This is a genomic window from Paraconexibacter sp. AEG42_29 (genome assembly GCF_040581415.1).
In the GTDB taxonomy this organism is placed as follows: domain Bacteria; phylum Actinomycetota; class Thermoleophilia; order Solirubrobacterales; family Solirubrobacteraceae; genus Paraconexibacter.
Genome location: NZ_CP114014.1, coordinates 824,567 through 846,282, shown reverse-complemented (window position 1 = coordinate 846,282; position 21,716 = coordinate 824,567). Strand labels below are relative to the sequence as shown.

Here is a 21,716-nt window from a genome sequence, read left to right as displayed (position 1 = left end):
CTGGGTCCCGGCCGCTCGGCAGCCGCCTGGTGGAAGACGCCGTCGATGTCGCGCCGCGCGGCGTAGAAGGTCGAGCGCAGCTTGCCGCGGCGGCGCAGGGTTTCAGCTTCATCTAGGCGAGCCTCATCTCCAGGCGGGCGGCTCACACGTCGACGGGGCCTACTTCGTAGCTGAGCGGCACCGTGGTGAATGGGACCTGCTCCGACACGAGGCTCAAGAGCTCGTCGTCACCGTCGTCTACGACAAAGCACGTCTTATGACGCATCGCCAGCTTGGCATACCTCTCAGCCGCCTCGGACGACAGGACCCGCCCGGACGCGTCGTCTGGCGCCGGGACGTAGTACACCCCAGCCCCTTCGCAGTCGGCCTCCATCGCGGGAGTCCTCGCGCCGTCACGCCGCGCGTCGACGATCAGCTCGACACCTTCGGCAGCAAGCTGACTCACGAGAGGGTCCGTCGCCGCCCCGGTGCAAGCCCGGAGGCTGAAGACCTCGTCGTTAAAACGCTTCCAGCGCGGGTCGCCTGCTTGGCCCTTCGGGGCCGGTTTTGGCTGCATTGAGTCACCCTCCCGTAGATCGCTGAACGACAGTTGTCCATTTGGCTTTTCCGCGCGCGTCGTGCACATCGCCCAGCCGCTGCGAGCGCGACTGCTTGGTCTCCTTCTTCCAACGTCCCATCGTCGCCGAGTCCGCATCCAGCGGCACGTCGGCCATGAAGGCGCGTTTGCTCGATCGGGCGCCCCTTGGCGGCTTGGTACGGATCGCCAGCTCGGTGAACGGGGCCCGCCGCGTGTGAGCCAGCGGCTCGCCTTGGCCAAAACCCAAGACCTCAGACCAGAATCCGAGCTCGATCCCGACGGTCAGTCCCAGTAGGTCGATGTCCTTGTCGGTGGCGTCCCCGCCCTCGGCGACCCTCCAGCCGTCGCGCGTGCCCAGGCACTGCACGATCTCGCCGAGCACCGACGACGACGTGACGTGCGGGAGCACGAAGCTCAGAACGTCGACCTCCACTTCGTCGATTCGGCTGTTCGTCAGCGCTGCGATCGCACTGGCTGCGGCTTGCACGGTGCCGCGGTCTCGCATCACCCACGTTTCCCAGCCGAACCGCTCGCGATGCTCTGACAGGTACATCGCAAACCGGCAGCCGTTGCTCCCCGACGCGTGCCAGTGCGCCTGAACCACCGCGACGAGCTCGGGGTGGTCGCCGAGCGAGGAGTCGCTGCTCAACGCGCCGCAGTCCCGCAGCGCCGCCTCATAATCGCCACGACCCGCGACGGTGAACGCGCGAGAGATCCCGCCGTGAGTCACGCTGTAGGTAGCGCCTGGCCTAACGGAACCCAGCGCTTCACCTAACGGTCCGATCTCGCCATTCCAGCGGTAGTCCTGTCCGGCGACGGCCATTGGCGAAAAAGTAGCGTGGGCACCGGCGTCCCCGGGCGCACAGACGACGATCACCCCGCACTTCGCGACGTTTCGTCGCTCGGCCGGACGCACCGATGCAATCATGGACCGGTGACTTCCGCCTCCCCCCTGACGATCTGGACGCTCGGACACGGTTCGCGGAGCTTCGACGAGTACGTGGAGATGCTCGCCGACCACGACATCAAGGAGGTGGTCGACATCCGCTCCAAGCCGTTGGCGAGGTTCCAGCCACACTTCAACCGCGACCGGTTTCGAGCGGCTCTCACCGAAATAGACCTTCGCTATCGCTACCTCGGCGACAAGCTGGGCGGGATGCCCAAGTCCGACAAGTACTACGACGCGGAGGGGCACACGCTGTACGCGCCGCTGAGCAGCGAGCCGTGGTTCGTTGCGGCCATCGATGAGATCAAGCAGCTTGGCGCGAAGCACGGCGTCGCCCTGATCTGCCTGGAGGAAGATCCGGAGCGCTGCCATCGTCACCTGCTCATCGGCAAGGCCTTGAGCGACCGCGGCGTCGACGTGCAGCACATTCGCCACGCCGGGTATCTCGAGTCACAACAAGAGCTCGATGACCGCATGGGCGTGACGGCCGCGTCCTACGCCGGGGCGGCCTGGCGATCACCAATCCCTATGCAGGGTGGTCACGGCAAAGCGTGAGTCGCCGGCTACGACCGCGCGAAGTACACGTCGCGGGCATCCCAAAGCTGGGCGCTGTCCAGCAGCGCGCCAGTGGGGTCGACAGCGACACCCTCTGCGATCAGCAGTGACGCCTGATCTGCGAAGTGCCCGGTCAGGTTCGCGGAGCTTGTAAGGACGCGGTGGGCCGGAAGGCCAACACCGGCGGCCCGCCTCAGATACGTAGGGAGTACACGGGAGTACGGACGGGCCGCGCCGATCAGCTGCAGCAGCGTCGCGTAGGTCACGACCCGACCGCTCGGGATGCGTGCCACCAACCACGCGAGGCGGTCATAGATCCCGTCCGGCACCTGCGGGTACCCAGACGCCCGCACCACGACTCCGTCGCCGACGTTCATGGCGCCGCCGGTCACGAACACGCCCAGGGAGCCACGCTGCCCGGGCAGCTTCTTGAAGGTCTCGCCTGGCACGTATTGCCGCAAGATCTTGCAGACTTCGCATTCGTGCGTCACTCGCACATGCGTCATGGCGCCGATCTCGAGCACGTTGCCGGAGGCCAGGTCGTCGACGCCGAGGCCGCGCACCGCGATGTTGGCGCGCACCTGCCAAATCGCGAGCTGGTGTCGGTCGAGGTCTTCCTGTCGCACCACGAGCACCTGGCGTGGTCCGAGCGGGCTGGCGTGGCAGTCGCCGATCAGGCCGTGACGCGCGGTTGCGGCCACGGTCTGATGTTGCTGCATCGGCTCGCGCCGAGCCGGTTTCGACATCAGGGCAGTCACGACCGGAACCGAGCGAGCGGGCGTCACACCGCGGTATTCTGCGCTATCGACCGGCGTCCTGCATGCGGCAACGCGCGCCAGCGTCGACACACGCCCTGAGCAGCGGCATCTGGCGCCCGCTCAGAGCACCGTCGGTTTAGGTCTTGACGGGCTGCTTCTTTCGGCACTTCGGCGACAGGCCGTGCATGTTGCAGCGCCAGCGCAGCAGCTCTTCGCTCACGCCGTAGTTCTCTTCGATCTCGGACCGCGGTTGCTTGGCGTGAAGCATGCGCAGGCCCTTGACCGGCACAAGCAACGCTCCCGCCAACCAGTTGGCTTCGTCCTCTTGCCGCTCGGGATATACGCGGACCCCACCCTCATCGACGATCGGCCCGCTCGCATGGCCGAGCAGGAAGTGAGCCACCTCGTGGCAGATCGAGTTTGCCTGGCGCTGCGGCGTGTGGGAGTCGTTGACGATGATCACCGCCTTGCCCTCTTCGCCAACAAGAACCGCTGAGAGTTCCTTGCTGTTCTTCCTCATCAGCAGCGCGCGCTCGTACTCGCCCACGCCCGCCAGTGATGACAGCGCGACGACCTGGATGCCGTGTTGCTGCGCGAGCGCCCGCGGGTCCAGCCGGCACGTGGGCGACAGGTCGAAGGCGTCCCGCTCCGATGTGGCGAGCATCTCTGCGCGCCGACGAAACGACAGCGGAAGGAGCTTCTTCGCCGCCATCGCCTACTCAGTACGCCGTTCGGACTCGCTTGCAGCCGGCTCGGCCAACTGGTCGTAGGCCGCCTTCACAACTGCGGCGATTGCATCGGCGCTCTCGGGAGTGAGCCGCCGATCGGCGCGCAAATGCGTCCCGATCGCGACCATCGTCTCGCGACGCTGGTCGCGCTCGGCGGCTTGGCCGCTGAGAAACTGGTCTAGGGAAACGCCCAGCCAGTTGGTCAGCAGCACCAGCGTCTCCGTGTCGGGACGAGAACCCTTGTAGAGCCGCGTGAACGTCGAGCTGTGGATGCCGAGTTCAGCGGCAACCGCGCGCCAAGACAGCCCCTCCTCGTCTTTCTTGTCCAGGAGCGCGCTATAGAGCGCTGTGGTGTCGACGGCAGGCTGCATGTGTTGCGAGTATACACGCAGTGTTGCTTACACGCAACATGCTGGGCGCCTCAGCTGTCGCCCGTCTCACGTGCTTTGGCGATCGCTTGGCTTGCGTCCTGCTCGTACGACCGCCGGCTTACCGGATCGGTGAGGTCGAACTGGCCATGCCAGTCCGGGCCGCTGAGCATGATCAGCTTGCCCAGCGGGACGTCGGCGTCCCATTCGATCTCGTTGTCGGTAGTGACATTCCGCAGGTGAGCGGCGAGGTCGACCATCCCCAGCTCGGACTCCACGTCTGTGGCGATCGCAGAGCCCACGACCCCGGTGGCGTTCGGATCGAGCAGTGCCATCGACACAGTCGGAGCGCTCGCGGCGAGCTCGCTGAATCGAGCCGTCGATGGCGGATCGGCGGTGGTGCCGACCAAGGCCCACTGCTGCGGCCGCGAGATCCCGTCGAGGTCGACCGGACACTTCAGTGCCCCGAGGACGAACGTCGCCCATCGCTCGACATACCGCCGATCCGCCTCTCGCAAAAAGTCGAAGCCGACCTTGCCTGACCAGTAGAAGCGGCCCGTTCCAAGCCCCGCGTGCACCGTGATCGTCTTGATGCCGAGCTGGTCGTACCGCGCGAAAGAAGACAGCATGAGGCGCGGGGCGATCGCCTTACCCCGGAATGCGCCTCGGACAGCCAACCTGGCGTGATGCACCAGCGCTTCGTCCAACACGAAGATGCGCTCGATGGTCGCGACCGCCGTCGCGTCGGCGCCGTCGACATCCACAAGCACCATTCGCAAATCGACCGTCGACGACGTGGGGTCGACGCACGACTCGGGCCGCACGATCAACCGATACGGCTCTACCTCGAAGGGGGCGGTCAGCTCGGAGAACGCCTCGCGGCGTAGATCGCTGTCGATCCGTGTCGCGCCGAACTCACGGACGCGACGCCGAATCTCCTCGCCCAGGTCGGCGAGACCAGTCGCGCGGCGCGCGCGAATGTCCTTGATGAGTTCCTGCTCGTCGGGCATGCAGTCCTGAAGGTCGCGTCATCTCCACCAGCGTGCTGCGGGTGACCGCCGTTCAGGCTACGGCGTCACCCGGCGGCGCTCCGAGTTCGTGGTCAATCGGAAGCCGGTCGCGATCCGCCGGTGGTTGTCGGAGCCCCGGTACGCGTCGGCCGCAGGCCGCGAATACTATGGCGGCGTATGTTCGGTCTCGTTCGACTTGTCCTCGCGCCGTTCCGGCTCGTCCTCGATCGTGTGGGCGGCTCAGCGGGTCCGACGACGGCCGCGTCGGTTGCCGCGAAGCCGACCGCTCCGACGGTGGCGGCGGCGCCTCGGGCGGCAGCGGGGGAGCAGTCGTTGTGGTGTGAGGCGGGCGACCACGATTGGCTTCGGCCGGCGAAGCCGGGGCGTAAGCCGAAGTCGTGCCCGAAGCACGCCTGACCGCCTTCGGCGCTGCCGAGGCGCCACGGCCGACCGAGGGGTCAGCCGCGACGCATCGCAGTGAGACGGCGGCGGTCCTACCGCGGTCCGGCGGTGTAGCGGCGGGGCTTGTCGCTGGTCTGTTTGAGGGTGCCAGCGCGGGCGAGGCGGGCCATGCAGTTGGCGACGGCTCCGGACGAGCGGCCGATGGCCTTCGCGACTGCCGCCGGCCCCTGTGACTGGTCGCCGTCGATCGCATCGATGTGGGCTAGGACGAGAGCGTCCAGTTCGCCGGGCCGCAATCGCGTGCCGGGATCGGCGGGCGTCTTCGGTGCGGGCTTTGGTGCAGGTGCGGGCGTCCAGGTGTTGGGCTGTTTGCGTGCGCCGTTGCGGCCTCCGGGGGTGCGTTCGGCTTGGCCGGCTCGTTCGAGCATGCTGAGGTGCTTGGTCACGGTGGAGCGGCCGAGGCCGGTGCGGTCGGCGATCGTGGCGGCGGTGTCGCCGGGGCTTGCGGCGAGCGCGTCGAGGATCTTCGCCGCGGTCGGGTGCGGGCCGGTGGTGTCGGTGTTCGGGGTGCTCACGGGGTTCCTTTCGGGGTGGCTGGTCGAGTGCGGAGGTGGCGCTTACCGGCGGCGTGGCTCGCAGCTGCGGCGGCGAGCGGCGGCCCGGGTGGTTGGGGTCGCCCAGTCGCGGGTGACGTCGATCCGCTGCAGGTGCCGGCTCAAGTAGATGCGGCGGGCGAGCGGGGAGCGGTAGGTGTGGAGGCGGACGGCGTAGAGGTAGTGGCCGGCCAGCCATCCGATCGCGCCGACGATGGCGAGCGCGAGGCCGGCTGCCTCGCCGGAGGCGGTCAGCGCGAGGCCGGTGAAGACGGTCAGGGTGCCGAGGGTGCGGAGGAGGAGTCCGCCGGTGGTCCAGGCGATCAGGACGGTGAAGGCGAGCAGCGCGAGCGGGGCGGTGATCGTGGTCATGGCTTCCTTTCGGCCGGGCTGGTGAGTTCTTGGTCGAGGTCGAGCGGCTGCGCGTGTTCGCCTTGGAGGAGGTGGGTGTAGACGGTGAGGGTGAACGCGGGGCTGTGGTGGCCGAGGGCGCGGGAGAGCTGCAGGAGGTTTGCGCCGCGGGCGAGCATCAGCGAGGCGTAGGTGTGGCGGAAGGTGTGAAAGCCCGCCCAGTCCGCCCCTGCCGCTTTCGCCGCCGGCTTCAGCACCCGGGGTCGCAGGTTGTTCGGGTCGATCGCCGTCCCCGTGCTCGTGGTGAAGATCAGGTCGTCGTCCTGCGCCGGGACGCTCAGGCCGTCTCGGCGGGCGCGGAGGTCGGTGGCGAGCGCTGCCGAGAGGGGGACGCGGCGGCGGCCGTGTTTGGTCTTCGGCGGTTCGATGCGGCCTTTGACGATTGCGCGCCGCACGCGCAGGTGCGGGGTGGTGGTGTCGAGCTGCAGGTCGCGCCAGCGCAGCGCGATGGCTTCGCTGATTCGCAGGCCGGTGGAGGCGAGCAGCCTGAACATCACGGCGTGCTCGTCGTCGACCGTGGCGAGGAGTTTGCGGAGTTGGTCGCGGGAGAAAGTTCGGACTTCGTCTTCGTCGTCGTCGACGTCGTTCTGGTCGCGCTTGGGGAGGGCGAGGCCGGTGGCGGGGCTGTACCTGAGTAGCCCTTCGCGGACGGCGGTGGAGAGCATCGCGCGCATCGGGTTCATCGCGTTGCGGATCGTCGTGTCTGCGAGGTGCTTGCCCTGCTCCTCGTCGTCGGCGAGCCAGCCGACGTACTGCGCCAGATGCAGCGGTGTCAGCTCCGTCAGCCGGAGGGAGGGCCGGAAGTACTTCAGGGCGTAGGTGCTGAGGAGGCGGCGGTATTCGTCGCGTGTGCCTTCGCGGAAGCCGCGGCGGCCGTTGCCTTGGTAGCGGTCGATCCACTCGGTGGCGTAGGCGTGGAGTGTGACCTTCGCCTGTTCTTGGAACTCGCCGCGGTCGCCGTCGGTCTCGCGGGCACGCTTTAGTCGGCGTGCCGCTTCGAGTGTCGGGGCGGACTCTTTGCGCTGCCTGCCGGCGGCGCGGTAGACGACGAGGTAGGCGTTGCCTTTCTTGTAGATCCCGGCGGTGCTGGTCTTCTGCAGCTTGCGCCGGTCGCTGGGTTTGGGCGTTGTTTGTCGCCGGGCGCGGGTGGGCGCGCCGCTAGGCTCATCGTGCATGACGTCCTCCTTCGGGTCGTCAGCCGTGGGCGGGGCCGTTGGCGCGGCGCCCGCCCAACTTGTGGGCTTGTCTGACGAACGTAGCTCGACGTTCAGGGGCCAGCAAGTCCACGAGTCAGCGTCCTCTCTCGCGGCTGGTGCCGGTGCGGACGTAGCGGTCAAGCGACGCCCGCAAATACAGCGGCGTGCGGCCATCACGGCCGTCGGGCTCAAGCACCCGGCAGCTCGTGAGCTGATGAATCCGGCGCCGGCTGACCCCGAGATAGGCAGCCGCCGCCGCTGCCGTCAGATATCCGTCAGGGTCTGCGCCCGTCTTGTCGTTGAGGGACGCGGCGGCGAGCGTGGCGGCTCGGCGAGCGATCTCCTCGACAACCTCGTCGGGGAGGCAGACGGTCACCGCGCGAGAGCGGTCGGTCATGAGCGGCCGCCAGTCGTGGGGTCCGTCCCCGGCCCCTGTTCGGCTACTGCGTCCCAGTGGGTGATGCGGGCGCGGGCGACCTCGCTGTGGGCTGGGTCGCGCTCGATGCCGACGAACCGCCGCCCTTCCAGGCGTGCGGCGGCGCCGGTGGTGCCGCTGCCGCAGAACGGGTCAAGGACGAGCCCGCCCTCCGGTGTGACGAGCCGGGTCAGCCAGCGCATCACCGTGATCGGCTTGACCGTCGGATGCGGGTTGCGGACCGGTCGCGGCACGCCCTTCGTCGCCGACGGGAACAAGTCAAGGCGTCGGGAGGGAAGCTGGTCGCAGCCGGCGTCGCGTTCGCGGCGCGAGGCTTTGGAGGCGAAGAAGAACCGGCTCGCCCCCTCCCGCTGGCCCTCGAGCCGCGTCACCGCACAGCCCGGGTCACAACGCCTCGGCGAGCACCGGCGGCTGTGGCTGAGGCAGACATTGGCCGGCCACCGCCCCGGTGCCGCCGGCTCGTGGTCAGTGACACGGCAGGCTTCGGTGTTCAGCGCCCCCGTCCCCCACCGGGCGAGCGCTTGCGCGGTCGTGCCGGCGGCCGGGACACGCGCGAGGACGATCGGCTCGTACGCCGGTTTCAGGGCGGTGCCTTGCCCGCCGGGGAGCCGGCGGGATTTGGGCATGCCGCTGCCGTAGAGCCACATCAGCACGTCCCGGATCTCGAGCCCTGAGTTCTCAAGGCCGCTGGTGAGGCGGTGGGTCATGCGCGGGGCGGCGAAGCACGCGATGTGCCCGCCGGGCTTGACGACCCGGGCGAGTTCGCTGGCCCAGATCTGGGTCCAGTACTCAAAGGCCTGCCCGGCCGTCAGCGGCCCGCCGTTCGCCTCTACAGCGGCTTCGCGGATGCTCTTGCCATCCCAGGCCTCGGCCTGGAAGTCGATGCCGTACGGGGGGTCGGTGACGACGGCGTCGATGCTGTTTTCTGGCAGGTCGGGGAGCGTGGTGAGGGTGTCGGCGCAGAGCACCGTCCACCGCTCCCGAGCCTTGAGCGGGCGCCGGGTCATGCGCGACCCCCTTCCCCGCGCCAGTCGCACTGAGTCTCGGGTTGGCCGAGGCGGGTGAAGATCGCGGCGTGCGGTCCGTGCTCGGTGAGCTCGCTGAGCTGGCAGATCGAGATCGGGATCACGGGGTCATCACCGAGCGTCGGCGTCGACTTGCACAGCGCGACGAGGTTGGCCGCTCGTCGCTCCAGGCGGCCTGGTGGCGCGCCGGTGAGGACGAGCAGCACCTCGGGCAGCGCGAGGTACCGCTCGCGCCACTCTTCCCGCTTCGCCCCCTGCGCCGTGTACGAGGCGGCGCGCGCGTAGTTCTCGAGCTTCGCTTGCAGCCGTTCAACGGGGGTGGTTGAGCGGTCGAGTTCGATGAAGCGGTAGGTGACGCTGAACCCCTGGTCGGGGTGGCGTTGGTAGCGCAGGACGGCGTCGCTGATGACGACGTCGGTGCGGCGGGTGCCGGCGCGGTGGACGACCTCGTGCTGCCAGCCGAGTGGACCACAGTCATCGCCGCGTTGCCGTGCCGCTTGGACGAAGGCGATGCCGACGTCGTTGACCGCGAGGGTGTGGTGCTGTAGCTGCCCCTCGGCCAGCTGCCGGGTCAGCGGCTTGCTCCGGCTCGGCCGGGTGCCGGGGACGGCCTGTACGACGTCGACGCCGGCAGGGGTGAGGTACCAGACGCGCTGGCGGTTGCGGCGCCCCGCCTTGTGGCCGACGCTCGCGACCAGGCCGCGCTGCACGAGGAGCGCCAGGAGCTTCTGCATTCCGCGCAGCCGGCCTGTCGGCAGCAGAAGCTGCTGAAGCTGCCTGGTGGTGAGCAGGTGGTGCTCGTGCAGGCACGAGAGCAGCAGGTTCGCCCTGTCGCTGAGCGTCCCCGTCGGGGTCCCGGCGGTCATCGCGCACCGCCGTCCTGATCGGCGGCGGGCATCTCGAAGTCCGACGACCGCTTCCCCGCCGGCCTCGCTGTTGGGGCGGCGGGCTTGGCGGTCGCGAGTGCTTGGAGGATGCGGGCGTCGAGCGTGTCCAGCGCCATGAGCGTGTCCTTGACCGAGCGGCGACCGGTGTTCTGGTCGATCGCTTCCTCGAGGTGAGGGAGGTCTTCGGGCTTGCCGCGGTGGCGCTCGTGGATCTCCGTGGCGGGCATGCCGCGCACGAGGAACGGCTTCGTCGCCTCCCCGCCGAGAGTGACCGACGCCAGGTACGTGTAGCGGGCGAGCTGGGTGACGGTCTCCGCCGATGGTGCGCCGCCCCACTCGCGGGCGAGCAGCGACGCGGCCTTCGCGTTCACCGTCGTGGTCAGCAAGTGCGACCGGTTGGTCGTGACCGCGTTGAGGGTTGCGGCGGTGAGGCGTTCGGGGTTCTGGTTGAACAGGAACGCCCGCACCCCGTACTTCGCCGTCTGCTCAAGCAGCGCCGCGAGGTTCCCCGATGAGGCTCCGTCGTAGGTCTGGACCTCGTCCAGGTACACGTAGAACTTCCGCCGCTGATCACTCGCCACGTCTGCCCTGGCCTTGGCAGCGTGGAGCAGGTCGTACACCAGAAAGTTCGCGACGAGCCGGTCGCGCGTGCCGCCCGACCCGGGGCAGGCGAGGACGACCTTCCCGTCGTCCATCGCGTTGCGGATGTCGTAGGTGCTGGTCGACGAGCCGAGCAGCCCGGCGATCGGGGTGGACGCGCGGAGGCGGTCGATGAGGTTCGTCACCGGCGTGATCGCCTCCGCCGGCAACCTCGGGAACCGCTGCTCGAAGAACGTCCTGGTCGGCGGCGACAGATGCGGCAGGACGGCCGTGCGCCAGTCGTCGTTTGAGAGCAGGGTCGGGATCTGGAACAGGGTCGGGGCGGTGTCGGCGGGGACCTTCATCGACAGCTCGATCAGCGCCTGCGCCGCCTGGGTCGTCAAGGAGAGCGCCCTGGTGTTGCGCTCGTCCCACTGCAGTGCCGAGGCGAAGGCGTCGACGAGCGCCTCGACCTTCCCCTCCGCCGCCTCCACCGGCAGGCCGGCCATCGCGAGCGGGTTCCAGCCCGGCTGCCGCTCACGCGCCGCTTGGCCAGACAGGTTGACCTCAACCACACGGCGACTGATGTCCTCGTCGGTGAGGTAGTTCTTGATCTCCGCCAGCGCGTCCGCGTGCGGGTCGAGGAACAGGCCGCCGCGCCCGGAGCGGGCGAGGTGGATGAACTGCACCAGCCCAAGCTCCGTCTTGCCGTACCGCGACCGGCCCGCCATGTACGAGAAGAACGTGTCCTCAAGGCGCGCGCCGACCACGCGCTCGCCGTGCCGGTCGCGGACACGACCGAGAGGGAGGAGGTGCCGCTCATGATCGAAGGTCGGCAGTCCCGGTGGCGGGGGTGCGATCGCCCCGGCGGCGCGGACGGCGTTCGGTGCCTCACAGCGTTTCGTCGGGGGCTTCAGCAGTCCGGCGATCTCACCGGCGGTGACCACGTTGCGCCGCGGTGGCCGAAACCGGCCCGTCCGTGCCCGCTGGTCGAACCCCCGTCGGTGCAGTGGCCCGTCGGCGCCCGTGAACCCGAGGCCGGGGAGGTCCAGACCGCGGGCGCGCCAGTGATTCTGCGCCGCGAACTGATCGAAGCACGCCAACAGCGCGCGGAGGTGTGAGCGGGCCGCGCGCCGGTCGCGGCCCCGCACCTCGAGCAGCAGCTGCACGCCGAGAAGCTGGCCGTGACCCGACGCCTTGGCGCGGAGCCCTTCGACCACGTGCTGGCGGCCCGCGGCCGCGACGACGTCGCCACGCCCGCCAGCCTGGCCCGCCGGGCGGGCCAGCAGGTCGGTGAGGTTCAGCGGATCAGACCCCGCCGACGACCAGCCGCCTGCGGGTCGTGGTGCCGGGCTGTGGTGGCCGAGGTCGCGGCGGGCCCGGCGCTGGGTCCGGCGCCGCCACCGGCGCGCCTCACCGGCCGTCATCGCGAGCACGTCCAGGTGCACCTGGGCGCGCTCACCGGCGGCCGTGTCCAGGCCGCCGAGCGCAGCGGCGAGCGGCTGCAGCGGATCCGGCGTGAGGCCGAGGATCGCCAGCGGCTCATGGGCGGGGCGGGCGAGCATCAGCTCGCAGCGCAGCACCCGCCGACGCTCCTGATGCGCCCGCCAGCGAGCACGACCGTGCGCGGCGATCGGGCCAGCTTCGCGGCCGCCGGTTGGGGTGACGCCGGTGCCGGTTGCCGGCGAGGTGTCGGCCGGTGGTTGCGGCTCGAGGAGGTCGAGTCCGGGGTACTCGCCGAGCGCCGCATGCAGCGCTGCGGCCGCGTGCCTGGGTGCGCTGATCTCGTACGCGAGACGGCCCGCCTGGTCGCTGTGGATGGTGATGCGCGTGGCGGCCGCTGACCGCTCAAGCCAGCCGCGCCCGCGGCGCCTGGTCCGCGACAGCTGCGAGGCGAAGCGCGCCACCGCATCCGGTGATGGATCGAGGTCCGCCGGCGGCACCACCTGAAGCAGGGTGCGGTCGGCGAGCACGCGGCGTGCATGCCTGGCGCGGAGGGCGAGCAGCCCGGCCGCCGCGGCCACGGTGAGGGCCGCCAGCCCGAGGGTTCTGGGGGAGGTCGCCCCGGCGACGAGCTTGTCGAGTTGGGTGTGGATGCTGGTGATCCAGGCGCGGGCGTGCCGCGCGATCATGAGGACCGCGACGCCGGCTGCGAGCGCGGCCATCGCGATGGTGTCCTGCGGCCGTCCGCCGCTCACGGGCACATCACCCCCCACTTAAGGTTGTCGACCACCGGGCACCCCGCGAGATCCCCCATGGCGAGTGGCACGTTCGCGGATCGCGGCACCGGGCAGAGCGTCCCGCCCGATGCACTCCCCAGTGGCCCGCCCAGTGGCCCTCCCAACGACCCGCCAGGCGACCACCTCGTCAGGCCGGTCACGGCGCGCCTTCGAAGCCCGCCGCAGCGGTCTCGCGCGCCGGCGAGGTCGCGGATGGTCAGGACGCCGGCGCGCCGAACACGCCGGGCACTACGTGTGCTGCTGGTCATGGTTTGCTCCTTGCTTGGGTGTGAAAGTGCTGATCCAGGCCGGCGCAAACAGCGTCGTCCTGGGCGCGTTCTGCGGCTCACCGGGCGACGCCGAGGTGAGCCAGGACAGGTGGAGATGTGGCCCGCCGCCGCAGGGCCTGCAGTGGCCTGGGTCGCCGTGGCCCGGGAAGCCGTTGTAGCCCGCAAAGCGGAACGGCGGCTTCGCACAATCAGGAGCCACCCCGGAGGCGGCGCAGCTGCTCTTCCAGCCGATCGCACGCGCCAGCGCCCCGGTCGTCTCGGGCCATGATCTGCCGGGTTGCGGGACGAGGTCGACGGCCGCGCCGAGGGGGTGCTCGCCGGCTTGCGAGTGGATCGACGCACAGGCGGTGACGAGGACCTTGAAGCGGCGGGCGAGGTAGACGACGTCCGGGACGATCCGCGCGTCGCACTGGATCCCGCCAGCGGCCGTCACCAACGCTGGGAGCGTCTGAAGGCGCCGCGGCGAGTAGCTGCGCTTGACCTTTCCCAGGCCACCGGAGCCGTCGATTCCTGCGAGGTCCGAGGCGGCGCCGCAGCCGCTCGACTGGCCCGTGAGAGCGGGCAGGTCGGGGCTCGGCTGGGGTGGTGTTCCGGGTCCGCCGAAGCCGTAGGCGACGGCGCGCTTCATGACGGTGTCGGCGTACTGCGCGACCGCATCGGCACAGGCACCGTAGTAGCCGCAGGCGGCCTGCCGGTAGTCCTCGTATGAGCCGCCGGTCGGCGGTGCGCCCTTGGCCTCGCGCAGCAGGCGGGCGGCGGTGAAGATCGCGTCCGCCGGGTCGTTGACGTCCTTGCGGCCGTCGTGGTCTGCGTCGACGCCGTAGGTCTCAAAGATCGTCGGGCCCGGCCCAGGGCTGCACGGTGACTGGCGGCGGGAGGCGATCTGCATCGGGCCCGAGCACCCCGACCCGTTCTCGCCAGCACACGAGCCGTGGTTGCATTCCTGGGCACCGATCGAGGCGAGGAAGGTCCAGTCGATGTTGAACCGCCGGCCGGCCGCTTGGTAGAGCTTCAGGCGGTTCGGCGGGATCTGCTCCTTCGCTCCCGCGGTCACCACTGGACCGTCAGGACCGCGGCCGGCGTCATCACCGCCGCCGGCGCAGGGGAGGGTGAAGGTGGCGCCGGTGATCGCCATCACGCAGCCGATCACCGCGACCCCGAAGAGCGCGGTCGGGGCGGACGCGGCGAGCAGCGGCCAGCGCCAGCGGCGCGCGAGCTCAGGCGCTGACATCGGTGACTTCCCACCCATCCGTGCCCCGGGCCAGGTCCAGCCGCAGCGTGTACTGCGCGCCGAGGACGCGGTCTATGACCCGTGCTGTTGCGCGCCCCGCCGTCGGGCTGGTGAGGTCGGTGCGTAGCTCGGTGATCTGCGGTCGCCCGCGACGTGTGCCGCGGCTTGGGCGCAGCCGCAGCGCGACGAGCTCCCGCCGCACGTCACCGCTCGCGCCGGCGATCCTTGACGGCGCGCGCTGCCCGCGGGTCCACAGCAGGTAGTCCTCCACGAACGCGCGGGCGGTCATGGAGGCCGCCCGAACGTCGCCAGCCACGGGCTGCAGCTCTTGCGGCGGTGCGGGTCGGTTTGGTGGTTCGGGGGTGCTCGTGAGCGCGGCGGTCGAGGCGGCGATGAGGCACAGGCACGCGGTCGCGGTCAGGCGAGCGCAGCGGGCGTCTTCACGCTGGTGTGGGCGGGGAGTGAGGCGGGGCATCAGGCGTCCTCCTGGCTCTCCGGGTTGGTGTCGGGCCGGCGCGCCGGGGGCGGCGGCTGTTCCTCGGGTCGCGGCTCGCGCGGCGCGGGCCGCAGGCGTTCGCGGTCCTGGTCGAGCTGCTCGCGCAGCGGCTGCTCGTCCGTAGGCTCCGGTGGCGGGACGGGTCGCCGTTCCGGCTGGGGGACTTCTGGTCGGGGCGCTGGGTCGACCTCGCGCGGTGCCGGTGGCCGAGCGTCGTGGGCGCTGTCAGGTCGTGGTCGCTCGGCGCGGTCCGGGTCGGCCGCGCGTGGTCTGCGGCGCGCTGGGTTGACCGGCGGTGTCACCGCGCGGTCGGAATCACCCGAAGCCGGAGCGGCGCTCCGCGGCCGCGGGGGGTCTGCCGCTGGCGGGTCGCTCGGGCGGGGCGCCTGGTCGCTTTCGCGGGTCGCGCGGCGGTGGGCCTGTCGTTCCTGCGTGCCGCGTGTGGCGCGCGTTGGCGTTGGACGTGGAGCACCCGCTTCTCGAGTCCTGGAGTCGCCGCCGTCGCGGTCGGGGTGCGTAGTCGTCGTGCGCGGCCGCGGCCGCGGCCGCGGGGACGGGCCGTCCTCGTCCAGGTCGTTCACCGGCGGCGCGCCACCCGATGCCGCGCGGGTCGACGTCGGCGGTTCGTCGCTGTCGGTCGGCCGGACCGACAGCGCCGGTGGCCGCCGCGCGGCCGTGACCGTGCGAGCGGCGTAGGCGACGCCGAGCAGCTTGCGCAGCTGGGTATCGCGTCCGGGGGTGTGGCCGGAGACGGCGGCGGTGAGCTGGCCGACGAGCTTGTGCCGCTGCAGGAACACCATCCACAGCAGCGCGGCTTGGAGGCCGAAGCTCATCAGCCACCCCAGGTTCGACGTGGCGTTCTGCAGCGCCGACATCACCGCCAGCACCACCGCCAGGACGAGCGAGTACGCGGCTTTGCGGACCAGGTAGGTGACGAGCTGCTGCGCCCACGTGCGAAAGAGATCGTGGCCGCGGCCCGGGATGATCCCCGCCACCAAAGCGACCGGCGCAAAGCAGGCGAGCAGCAGGACGATGACCTGAGCCATGACGACCGAGAGAGCGAGCGCCCCGAGCAGGAGGAAGGCCCCGAGCTCGCCGAGGAGGATCACGAGTGCGAGGAGGAGGCGCTGGTACTGGCCGCCCTTCTCCATCGCGTCGGTGGCGGGCTTGTCGATGATCGACGGCTGGTAACCGCCCGTGGTCTTCTTGGCGTCGTCGGAGAGCTTGCCCGGGTCGGCCTCGTTGATCGCGTCGTACTCCGCGTCGCGCTCGTCCGAGCCCGGTGCGTGCTTCAGGAACCGGTCGGCGTAGCGGCGGGTGTTGCTCACGCACTGCTTCCCGCCCGCGGTCACCGTCCCGTCGCCCGTCTGGAGCGCGCGGCCGGCGGTTCTGGGGAGCGGGCGGACAGGAACCGACTCGGGATCCTTGTCTTTACTTCCGGTGCCGGGCTTGATGCAGTGCTCGGTGCCGCCGAAGTTCAGCGCCACCCACGGCTTGTAGACCAGCGTCGTGAACAGCGCGTCGGCGGCGTCACCGCGGGCTTGGCTGCCGGTGGCGATGTCTCCGGTGCTGGTGACCGAGAGGAATGCGACGGACACCTGGTTTGTCCACCGGGTCGCTGACCCGATCGTGGCGTCTGGGCGGGAGACGATCGCGAGGGCGATCAGGCAGAAGATCAGCGACGTGCCGAGTGCGGAGGCGGTCTCGGTGTACCTGCGCTGCACGAGGGCGCGCCACATCGCCCAGCAGCCGGCGAGGGTGATGGCGACGATCGCCCACGGCTCTCCGAACGTGCTCGAGTACAGGCCGGCGATCGCCTCCCCTACCGGCTCAAGCGCACCCTGACCGCCGGTCGCGGATGAGCCGTTGACGAGGTCCAGGGAGAACGCGAAGCCGAACAGGAGGATCACGGCGTTGGCGATAAACGCCGTGATCTGCCAGATCAGGTTCGCCAGGAAGAACGCGATCATCGACGGAATCCCGCTGGCATCCACCCCGCCCGTGATCGACGCCTTGATCGCGGAGAAGTGCTGATCGAGCGCGTAGTTGCCGATCGGGTACCGGCTCGCCAGCCCAGACGCCGACGTGCCCGGGCCGACGTTCGAGTACAGATCGCTCGCCGCGCCGGCGGACGCTGCAGCCAGGAGCATGAGGCCCAGAGCGGAGGCGGACGCGCACAGCACGGCGCGCTTCATGAGCGCTCACCACCCTCCGCGTCCGACCGCGTTCGGGGTGTGGTGTTGAACGCCTCAAGCAGCCCGGAGTCGGGGCAGTCGACCTGGACCTCGGCGACACGGCCTTGAAGGTCGCGCATGATGCACCGGCCCGCCCGGGCGCCGCGGAGCATCGCCACCCGCGCCGGGCTCGGCTCCACCCCGAGCAGCTCGAGGGCGTGGGTCGCTTCGCTGTCGGCATCCTGGCCGAAGATCAGCCAGGTCCCGACGAGGTCGCGGATCTCCTCGACGTCGTCGAGGCGTTGGGTGACGAGCAGGACGGTGGCGTTGTAGGCGCGGGCGAGCCGGACGAGGCGGTTGATGACCGCCCGCCCCTGCGACGACGCCAGCAGAAACCACGCCTCGTCCAGCAACACGACCTTGTGTCGTGACCGGTCGTTCGAGACCAGGCGTAGGGCGAGCGCGGCGACGAGCGAGAGGGTCGCGACGGAGATCCGCTCCGCCCGCGTGTACGTCTCCCTCGAGACGCCCGGCTCCGGCAAGGTGAGACCTGGGGTGCGGATCGTTGTCAGCTGCCGCTGCACCAGCTCCTCAGTCGCCGCGGCGGTGCCGAAGCCGAGGCGGGCAAGGCCGACGTCGGCAATCACCTCAAGCGCATCTGCGACCTCCGCGGCGGCCGGCGCGTCCAGCTCGCGGAGCCGGACGAGCACGGCGCGGGTCGTGCGGCCACCTTCGCGGGTGACGTCGCGGGTGACGTCGCGGACGGCGCGGGCGATCGCGTGCTCCCACGACGCCGGCGGATCCCGCAAGAGCTCAAGCAGGTAGGAGACGGTGAGCTCCTCGCGGAGGTCCTCAAGGCCGATCGCCATCGGATCCAGGCGCCCTTCCTGTCCTTCGGCGCCGGTGAGCTCGAGCACCCCGACCCGGTCGTGCAGGTCGGGGAGGTTGGTCCAGCCGTGGTCGGGCTTGGGGTCGAAGTCGACCACGACGCTTCCGCGGAGGAGGGCGGCGTGGGTGATGAGCTGCGCGGCGACGGTCTTGCCAGAGCCGAGGGTGCCGGCGATCATCACCGCGCTCGCCCGCGACTCCCGCGACGGCGCCTCCGCGTCGTAGAGCACCGGCCGCCGCACCCCGGCCGGTGTGTACCCGAGGTAGAGGCCGTCGCGATCGCCGACCGTGGTGGTGGCGGTCGGGACCATCGCCCCGAACTGCTCCGCCGTGAGCTGCTGCACGTAGTCCCGAACACGGCCGCCGTCCGCCCGTGGGAGGTGGTCGAAGAAGAGCGCCTCTTGAAGGCCGCGCGGACGGTGCAGCTCGATGTCGCCGAACTGGGTGCGGAGCATCTCGATGCGTCGCTCCAGCACTTCCCGTGTCTCGGCCGCGACGGCGAGGCCGATCGACGCGTAGAGCATCGGGGGACGGGCGCCGGACTGCAGGACCTGCTCGTACTCGCGGGCGAGGGTGCGGTCGTCGTCCGCCCGCCACGCCGGACCGTGGCTCGATTCAAGCTGGTCGCGGTAGCTCTGCTCGGCATCGACGATCCGCTTGCGAACCTGCCCGAGCGCCTCACGGTTCCCAAGCCACCGCGCATGGACCACCGCGTCGACCGCGAACGGCAACGCGTCAAGCGGCGCCGACAGCAGCTCCGTTGCCGGCCCGGGGAAGACGGGTTCGTCAGCGAGCGGGCCGAGCGCGAGGAACGCCTGGAACCCCGTGCCCTCGTCCGCGTCGACCCGCAGGCTCGGCGGCTCGTCAGGGTCCTCGAGCACCGCGGCTGCGGGGAGCCGCCAGAGGTCCCAGCCAAGTGGCTCGTAGAGGGTCTCGGCGTCCGTTTCCTCGTCGTCCGCGGGGTGAATGACGAGGGCGTCGGGCTGCCACAGCTGGTCGAGATCGGGTTCACCTACTCCGCGTAGTGGGCCGCGGCGCAGGAGCCACTCGAGTTCGCGTGTGGTCGCGCGACGGAGCCCGATAACACCGCCGAGGCGTTCGGAGAGCAGCGCCTCGCTCTCAGCGAGCTGGGCGAGCTCGCGACCAGAGATCGGCGCGGCGACCTTCGGCGCCGCCAGCGAAAAGACGCGTGCGCGAACACGGTCCGCCGCCTCCAGCACGGCGCCGCCGAGGCGGCGCGACGAGCCGGTATTGAGGGCGACCGCCAGGTACGTCTCAGGGCGGCGTGCGTCCAGCCGACCGATCGCCTCGCGGTGCTGCTCGAGCAGCGGCGCGAGGCCCGTCCCGCCGGTCGCGGCGTAGCGGTCGGCGGTGAGGCCGCGGGAGAGGCGCCACAGCGAGAAGTCGCCCTGGACCGCGTGCGCGAGCGCCTCAAGCTGTCCCTGAACGCCCCACTTGTCCGCGACTGACAGCAGCGGGTAGGTGACGTCGGGGAGTCGGTAGAGGGCGGCGGCTTCGCCGCCGGGGCCGATGAGCAGGTTCGCGCGGGCGTATCGCAGCCCGATTAGGTCGGCGGACGATCTCACGGGCGCACCTCCAGCCGCTCACCATCAGACAGCTCGACGCGGTCGAGCATCACCCCACCGCGAATGGCGGAGTGCAGCGGCGTGATTGACCGGCGTCGCCAGCGACGGCGCGCGAACACCGGCGCGCTCAGCGTCACCGTCGCCGGGCCGTGGATCCGGGCGCGGCGCAGGACCGGGCCGTGGCTGTCGTGAGCGACGCGGAGTTCACCGCCGGCGGTGCCTTGCTCGCCAGCCGCCGCGAGCGGCTGACCGAGCCGCCGCCGGCCGGCGACCTGCGTCCGGAGCCACGAGCCCACGAATCGGTGGGCCGCGCGGCCGTCGGGCGCCAGCTGCGTCGCTGCGGTCGCGACAACGGCTGGGATCACGATCAGCCGTAGCGGCCAATCCAGCGACCTGAGCATCAGGCCGCCGACGAAGCCCAGCAGCGCTACGCCGCCGGCGACCTGCATGGCCTGCCGGGGACGGCCGAGCCGCCACACCATGCCGCCGGCGACGGCGGCCAGCGTGATGACGACGAGTGGCTTGACGGCGGCGAGCAGGAGCCCGGCGATGAGGACGAGGGTGGCGGTGCCAAGCCAGCGGAGCGGGACGCCGCCGGGGATCGGGAGGGTGCGACCGTCGATCGCGTAGATCCGACGGTCGGGACGAAAGACGCGCGAGTAGCTGCGCACCACTGACGGACGCTCAGACATGGCCGGCGCCCGTCAGAAGATCTGCTGGCCGATGGCCCGCGCCGCCCTGGACACCTGGTCCGGCGAGAACACCAGCCACGCCACCACGACTGAGGCGAACAGGAACGTGCCGAGCTCGCTGTAGCGGCGGTTGATCAGGAAGACGAGCGAGACGATCGCGATGATCCCTGCGTACAGCTGACTGGCGTAGTGCCTGAGGAGCTTGCTGAGGTTCTCGCCGACGTCGTTGCCCGACGCCTGCGCCGCCGCGACTGACGGCTCCACGAGGACGAGAAGAATGATCGCCGCGATGGCGATGAGGTGCTTGCGGGTCAACGGCACGTCGATCCCTCCCCCGCCTCGTCGACGTCGGTGGACGGGGCGAACTCGGCGGTCTGCTCCCGCAGCCGCCGCGCGAACTGATCGACCAGCCACAGCGACGGCCAGTCCGACAGCCGGTACGCCGGCGGCCCGGAGCGGTCCACGCGGGAGAGGATCCCGGTGCGGTACAGCATCCGGGCATGGACACCGGCCGCGGCCGGGTTCAGGCCCAGGGTCCGGGCGAGCTGCTCGACCGTCGCCGGCTCGTGCTCGACGGCGCGCATGATCCGCAGGCGGGCCGGATGTCCGAGGACCCGCAGCCGGCTTGCGGTGATGTCCACCCCCAGCTCCGACAGGTGCCCCGTCGGGCGGCTGGGGCGCCGCGGGCAGCGGTCACGACGCGGGTTGGCAGAGGCGGTGGTGTGGCCCTGGGGCCGAGGTGAAGTGGTCATACCTAGCTCTCTGGCAGCCACCCCCGATTTGTTGTCCGCGATGTTCGTCCGCGACCAGAACCCGACGATCTCAGAGGTCGCGGAACCTCACGTACACCGCGGCGAACCCCACGATCACGCCCGCCAGGCCGCCGACCATCGCGCCGAAGATTGGCACCCCGACGGCGCCTCCCACGAGCCAGCCCGCGACGCAGAGCACCACGGTGATGCCGACGAGCGCGAGGCCGGCATCGCTGCCAGTCCGTACGGCCCCACGGCTCGAGGGCCGCCGGACGACGGGTCGGGGTCGGGCGACCACGACCCGCTCGTCGGCGTCCGCCGCTCGGCCGCTGTTGCCGATGCCGCTCACGCGCTGCGCGATCAGCAGGCGACGATCAGGTGGAACGGACGGTCAGCCGGGCTCCCGGCGGCGTCGTAGATCTGCACGCCGACCTTGCCTGCGTCATCGCGAACCGTCGCGAAGCCCGGCGGCTGGTTGCCGGCGTCAACGCCGCCGAGCGTGACGGTGTACGCGCAGCCGCTGACGCTCGTCGGGAAGCCGATGGTGTAGCTCCCCGAGCCGCCGGTTGTGTGCGCCTGCTCGCTCGAGTTCCCGCGCAGAGCCTGACCCCCAGCGTTGACGACCGCGAAGTACGACACGGCTTTGGCGCCGGCCGGGCCGGTCGGTCCCGCGGGCCCCGCGGCTCCCCGCAGGCTCCTGCGGGTGCTGGTGGCGATGTCCGGCAGGCGGATCGCGCCATTCTTGAGCTCGCTCGTTCCCACCGCGCCGGGGCGGATCTGGTTTGCGCCGACGCTGTTGCGCGGCAGCGTCGCGGCGGCGTAGGAGACGCCGCCGAGCGCGGCGAACAGCGCCACGCTCGAGACGACGTTCGCATAGGACAAGCTAGGAAGGCGCATGCAGTTCATCTTTCCGTCAT

General features: G+C 70.6%; 23 protein-coding genes. 1 reads left to right on the top strand and 22 read right to left on the bottom strand.

Annotation, left to right across the window (positions count from 1 at the left end; genetic code table 11):
- Positions 1–142: 142 nt before the first annotated feature.
- Both DSM112329_RS04040 and DSM112329_RS04035 read right to left on the bottom strand, forming a co-directional pair.
- The gene (locus tag DSM112329_RS04040; protein WP_354700527.1) at positions 143–445 is read right to left on the bottom strand and encodes a hypothetical protein; all 303 of its coding nucleotides are present in this window, start codon (positions 443–445) and stop codon (positions 143–145) included.
- A gap of 115 nt (positions 446–560) precedes the next feature.
- Positions 561–1,400 (bottom strand): hypothetical protein, encoded by an 840-nt coding sequence (locus DSM112329_RS04035; protein ID WP_354700526.1) that lies wholly within the window; start codon positions 1,398–1,400, stop codon positions 561–563.
- 111 nt (positions 1,401–1,511) lie between these two features.
- Here DSM112329_RS04035 and DSM112329_RS04030 point away from each other — a divergent pair, with 111 nt between their 5' ends.
- Positions 1,512–2,078, top strand: coding sequence for a DUF488 domain-containing protein (locus DSM112329_RS04030; RefSeq protein WP_354700525.1), 567 nt, complete (start codon positions 1,512–1,514; stop codon positions 2,076–2,078).
- Between the two features lie 8 nt (positions 2,079–2,086).
- Here the strand turns inward: DSM112329_RS04030 and DSM112329_RS04025 are convergent, their stop codons facing one another.
- The 20 genes from DSM112329_RS04025 to DSM112329_RS03930 all read right to left on the bottom strand — a co-directional run bounded on the left by DSM112329_RS04025 (position 2,087) and on the right by DSM112329_RS03930 (position 21,696).
- On the bottom strand, positions 2,087–2,836 hold the full coding sequence (locus tag DSM112329_RS04025; protein WP_354700524.1) for an MGMT family protein: 750 nt from the start codon (positions 2,834–2,836) through the stop codon (positions 2,087–2,089).
- A 136-nt stretch (positions 2,837–2,972) separates the two neighbouring features.
- Positions 2,973–3,548 carry an ImmA/IrrE family metallo-endopeptidase gene (locus DSM112329_RS04020; RefSeq protein WP_354700523.1) on the bottom strand — a complete coding sequence of 192 codons (576 nt, stop codon included), beginning with the start codon at positions 3,546–3,548 and terminating at the stop codon, positions 2,973–2,975.
- Positions 3,549–3,551: 3 nt separating this feature from the next.
- Positions 3,552–3,935 carry a helix-turn-helix transcriptional regulator gene (locus tag DSM112329_RS04015; RefSeq protein WP_354700522.1) on the bottom strand — a complete coding sequence of 128 codons (384 nt, stop codon included), beginning with the start codon at positions 3,933–3,935 and terminating at the stop codon, positions 3,552–3,554.
- Between the two features lie 50 nt (positions 3,936–3,985).
- Complete coding sequence (locus DSM112329_RS04010; protein WP_354700521.1) at positions 3,986–4,942, bottom strand: hypothetical protein; 957 nt, start codon at positions 4,940–4,942, stop codon at positions 3,986–3,988.
- Positions 4,943–5,436: 494 nt separating this feature from the next.
- The gene (locus DSM112329_RS04005) at positions 5,437–5,919 is read right to left on the bottom strand and encodes a helix-turn-helix domain-containing protein (protein ID WP_354700520.1); all 483 of its coding nucleotides are present in this window, start codon (positions 5,917–5,919) and stop codon (positions 5,437–5,439) included.
- A gap of 42 nt (positions 5,920–5,961) precedes the next feature.
- Positions 5,962–6,309, bottom strand: coding sequence for a hypothetical protein (locus DSM112329_RS04000; protein WP_354700519.1), 348 nt, complete (start codon positions 6,307–6,309; stop codon positions 5,962–5,964).
- Positions 6,306–7,523: a site-specific integrase gene (locus DSM112329_RS03995; RefSeq protein WP_354700518.1), complete on the bottom strand. Its 1,218-nt coding sequence runs from the start codon at positions 7,521–7,523 to the stop codon at positions 6,306–6,308. Before DSM112329_RS03995 ends, DSM112329_RS04000 begins: the two co-directional genes overlap by 4 nt.
- Positions 7,524–7,638: 115 nt before the next feature.
- Entirely contained in the window at positions 7,639–7,941 is a 303-nt protein-coding gene (locus DSM112329_RS03990) for a hypothetical protein (protein WP_354700517.1), read from the bottom strand.
- Entirely contained in the window at positions 7,938–8,987 is a 1,050-nt protein-coding gene (locus tag DSM112329_RS03985) for a site-specific DNA-methyltransferase (protein WP_354700516.1), read from the bottom strand. Before DSM112329_RS03985 ends, DSM112329_RS03990 begins: the two co-directional genes overlap by 4 nt.
- Positions 8,984–9,871 (bottom strand): replication-relaxation family protein, encoded by an 888-nt coding sequence (locus DSM112329_RS03980; RefSeq protein WP_354700515.1) that lies wholly within the window; start codon positions 9,869–9,871, stop codon positions 8,984–8,986. Before DSM112329_RS03980 ends, DSM112329_RS03985 begins: the two co-directional genes overlap by 4 nt.
- On the bottom strand, positions 9,868–12,669 hold the full coding sequence (locus tag DSM112329_RS03975) for a hypothetical protein (protein ID WP_354700514.1): 2,802 nt from the start codon (positions 12,667–12,669) through the stop codon (positions 9,868–9,870). The genes DSM112329_RS03980 and DSM112329_RS03975 overlap by 4 nt, the downstream gene beginning before the upstream one ends.
- Positions 12,670–12,939: 270 nt before the next feature.
- Entirely contained in the window at positions 12,940–14,211 is a 1,272-nt protein-coding gene (locus tag DSM112329_RS03970; protein WP_354700513.1) for a hypothetical protein, read from the bottom strand.
- Complete coding sequence (locus DSM112329_RS03965; RefSeq protein ID WP_354700512.1) at positions 14,198–14,527, bottom strand: hypothetical protein; 330 nt, start codon at positions 14,525–14,527, stop codon at positions 14,198–14,200. The genes DSM112329_RS03970 and DSM112329_RS03965 overlap by 14 nt, the downstream gene beginning before the upstream one ends.
- A 158-nt stretch (positions 14,528–14,685) precedes the next feature.
- A complete protein-coding gene (locus DSM112329_RS03960) occupies positions 14,686–16,902 on the bottom strand; it encodes a type IV secretion system protein (protein WP_354700511.1) in 2,217 nt (738 codons plus the stop codon).
- On the bottom strand, positions 16,899–19,355 hold the full coding sequence (locus tag DSM112329_RS03955) for an ATP-binding protein (protein ID WP_354700510.1): 2,457 nt from the start codon (positions 19,353–19,355) through the stop codon (positions 16,899–16,901). Before DSM112329_RS03955 ends, DSM112329_RS03960 begins: the two co-directional genes overlap by 4 nt.
- Positions 19,352–20,047, bottom strand: a complete 696-nt coding sequence (locus tag DSM112329_RS03950; RefSeq protein ID WP_354700509.1) for a TcpE family conjugal transfer membrane protein — start codon at positions 20,045–20,047, stop codon at positions 19,352–19,354. Before DSM112329_RS03950 ends, DSM112329_RS03955 begins: the two co-directional genes overlap by 4 nt.
- A gap of 12 nt (positions 20,048–20,059) precedes the next feature.
- A complete protein-coding gene (locus DSM112329_RS03945) occupies positions 20,060–20,368 on the bottom strand; it encodes a hypothetical protein (RefSeq protein ID WP_354700508.1) in 309 nt (102 codons plus the stop codon).
- The gene (locus tag DSM112329_RS03940) at positions 20,359–20,799 is read right to left on the bottom strand and encodes a winged helix-turn-helix domain-containing protein (RefSeq protein WP_354700507.1); all 441 of its coding nucleotides are present in this window, start codon (positions 20,797–20,799) and stop codon (positions 20,359–20,361) included. Before DSM112329_RS03940 ends, DSM112329_RS03945 begins: the two co-directional genes overlap by 10 nt.
- 70 nt (positions 20,800–20,869) lie before the next feature.
- Positions 20,870–21,148 (bottom strand): hypothetical protein, encoded by a 279-nt coding sequence (locus tag DSM112329_RS03935; protein ID WP_354700506.1) that lies wholly within the window; start codon positions 21,146–21,148, stop codon positions 20,870–20,872.
- Positions 21,149–21,159: 11 nt separating this feature from the next.
- The gene (locus DSM112329_RS03930) at positions 21,160–21,696 is read right to left on the bottom strand and encodes a hypothetical protein (protein ID WP_354700505.1); all 537 of its coding nucleotides are present in this window, start codon (positions 21,694–21,696) and stop codon (positions 21,160–21,162) included.
- Positions 21,697–21,716: the final 20 nt, after the last annotated feature.